2 rRNA genes (1 of these 2 cut by a window edge) are annotated in these 2,500 nt (G+C 54.5%); both read right to left on the bottom strand.

What is annotated here, in order from left to right:
- Positions 1-82 precede the first annotated feature (82 nt).
- Positions 83-197, bottom strand: a 5S ribosomal RNA gene (gene rrf, locus A4R29_RS25370).
- Positions 198-463: 266 nt separating this feature from the next.
- Positions 464-2,500 (bottom strand): 23S ribosomal RNA (locus A4R29_RS25375) (it continues 785 nt past the right edge of the window).

The raw sequence follows: 2,500 nt of genomic DNA on the forward strand, positions 1-2,500 counted from the left end.
CGTGATCCCTTGGCGGGCCATTTCATAAAGAGAAGATTTTTCTCCATCCGATTTGGATGTGAGATCAACGTGCGTTTGGCAGACCTGGCAGCGACCTACTCTCCCGCGTCTTGAGACGAAGTACCATCAGCGCTGGAGCGTTTCACGGCCGAGTTCGGAATGGGATCGGGTGCAGCCGCTCCGCCATAACCACCAGGTCGGCAAAACGCACGTTGTTCGAGAAGCTTTTGAGCGAAGGCGCACAAAGAGACATCGGCAGCGGAGCTGTCGGGTGCCTCTCGGGGCTGTTCGCTGGTCTTTGTGTGCCTTTACGGTTCTTGGTCTGGCGCCTTTCGAAGCGAAGCTTCGCAAGGTCGACCGTCGGCGCTGATGCGCCGCACCCACGTAGCGCCGCCCGCAGGGCGGAACAAGCGTGAGTGAGAACAGACCATCTGACTTTGTCAGATGGGCATAAGGAATGAGAACGATCAAGCCGATCGAACTATTAGTACCGGTAAGCTTCAAGCGTTGCCGCTCTTCCACACCCGGCCTATCAACGTGGTCGTCTTCCACGGTTCTCAGGGAATACTCGTTTTAAGGTGGGTTTCCCGCTTAGATGCCTTCAGCGGTTATCCCGTCCGGATATAGCTACCCTGCTATGCGGCTGGCGCCACAACAGGTCCACCAGAGATCCGTCCATCCCGGTCCTCTCGTACTAGGGACAGATCCTTTCAATATTCCTACACCCACGGCAGATAGGGACCGAACTGTCTCACGACGTTCTGAACCCAACTCACGTACCGCTTTAAATGGCGAACAGCCATACCCTTGGGACCTGCTCCAGCCCCAGGATGCGATGAGTCGACATCGAGGTGCCAAACAACCCCGTCGATATGGACTCTTGGGGGTCATCAGCCTGTTATCCCCGGCGTACCTTTTATCCGTTGAGCGATGGCCCTTCCACGCGGGACCACCGGATCACTATGACCGACTTTCGTCTCTGCTCGACTTGTCAGTCTCGCAGTCAGGCAGGCTTATGCCATTGCACTCAGCGAACGATTTCCGACCGTTCTGAGCCCACCATCGCGCGCCTCCGTTACTCTTTAGGAGGCGACCGCCCCAGTCAAACTACCCACCATACATTGTCCCGGACCCGGATAACGGGCCGCGGTTAGACATCCATAGTAATAAGGGTGGTATTTCAAGGGTGGCTCCACCTGAGCTGGCGCCCAGGCTTCAAAGCCTACCACCTATCCTACACATGCCACTACGAATGCCAATGTAAAGCTATAGTAAAGGTGCACGGGGTCTTTCCGTCTAACCGCAGGAACCCCGCATCTTCACGGGGAATTCAATTTCACTGAGTCTATGCTGGAGACAGCGGGGAAGTCGTTACGCCATTCGTGCAGGTCGGAACTTACCCGACAAGGAATTTCGCTACCTTAGGACCGTTATAGTTACGGCCGCCGTTTACTGGGGCTTCGATTCAGAGCTTGCACCCCTCCTCTTAACCTTCCAGCACCGGGCAGGCGTCAGACCCTATACGTCGTCTTGCGACTTCGCAGAGCCCTGTGTTTTTGATAAACAGTCGCTACCCCCTGGTCTGTGCCACCCTCCTCTACTTGCGTAGAAAAGGGTCACGCTTCTTCCGAAGTTACGCGTGCAATTTGCCGAGTTCCTTCAGCATAGTTCTCTCAAGCGCCTTGGTATACTCTACCAGACCACCAGTGTCGGTTTCGGGTACGGTTTATAAGGAGGAGCTATTTCCTGGAACCACGCAGCAGCCCGTTCAATCCGATAAGATTGGACTACCTCAATGATCCGTCACTACCTCCAAGCCCACGAATATTAACGTGGTTCCCATCGACTACGCGTTTCCGCCTCGTCTTAGGGGCCGGCTAACCCTGCTCAGATTAGCTTTAAGCAGGAACCCTTGGTCTTTCGGCGGGGGAGTCTCTCACTCCCCTTACGTTACTCATGTCAGCATTCGCACTTCTGATACCTCCACCACCCCTCACGGGTATGGCTTCATCAGCTTACAGAACGCTCCGCTACCGCTTGGCCCTTGCGGACCAAACCCTAAGCTTCGGTGTATGGCTTTAGCCCCGTTACATTTTCGGCGCAAAGACCCTTATTTAGACCAGTGAGCTGTTACGCTTTCTTTAAATGATGGCTGCTTCTAAGCCAACATCCTGGTTGTTTTGGGATCCTCACATCCTTTCCCACTTAGCCATAACTTGGGGACCTTAGCTGTAGGTCAGGGTTGTTTCCCTTTTCACGACGGACGTTAGCACCCGCCGTGTGTCTGCCGACTAGTACTCCCAGGTATTCGGAGTTTGGTTAGGTTTGGTAATCCGGTGAGGACCCCTAGCCCATCCAGTGCTCTACCCCCTGGGGTATTCGGTCGACGCTCTACCTAAATAGATTTCGCGGAGAACCAGCTATTTCCGAGTTTGATTGGCCTTTCACCCCTAGCCACAAGTCATCCCGAACTATTGCAACAGTTATGGGTTCGGTCCTC

The sequence above is a fragment of the Mesorhizobium ciceri biovar biserrulae genome (assembly GCF_001618845.1).
Lineage (GTDB): Bacteria > Pseudomonadota > Alphaproteobacteria > Rhizobiales > Rhizobiaceae > Mesorhizobium > Mesorhizobium ciceri.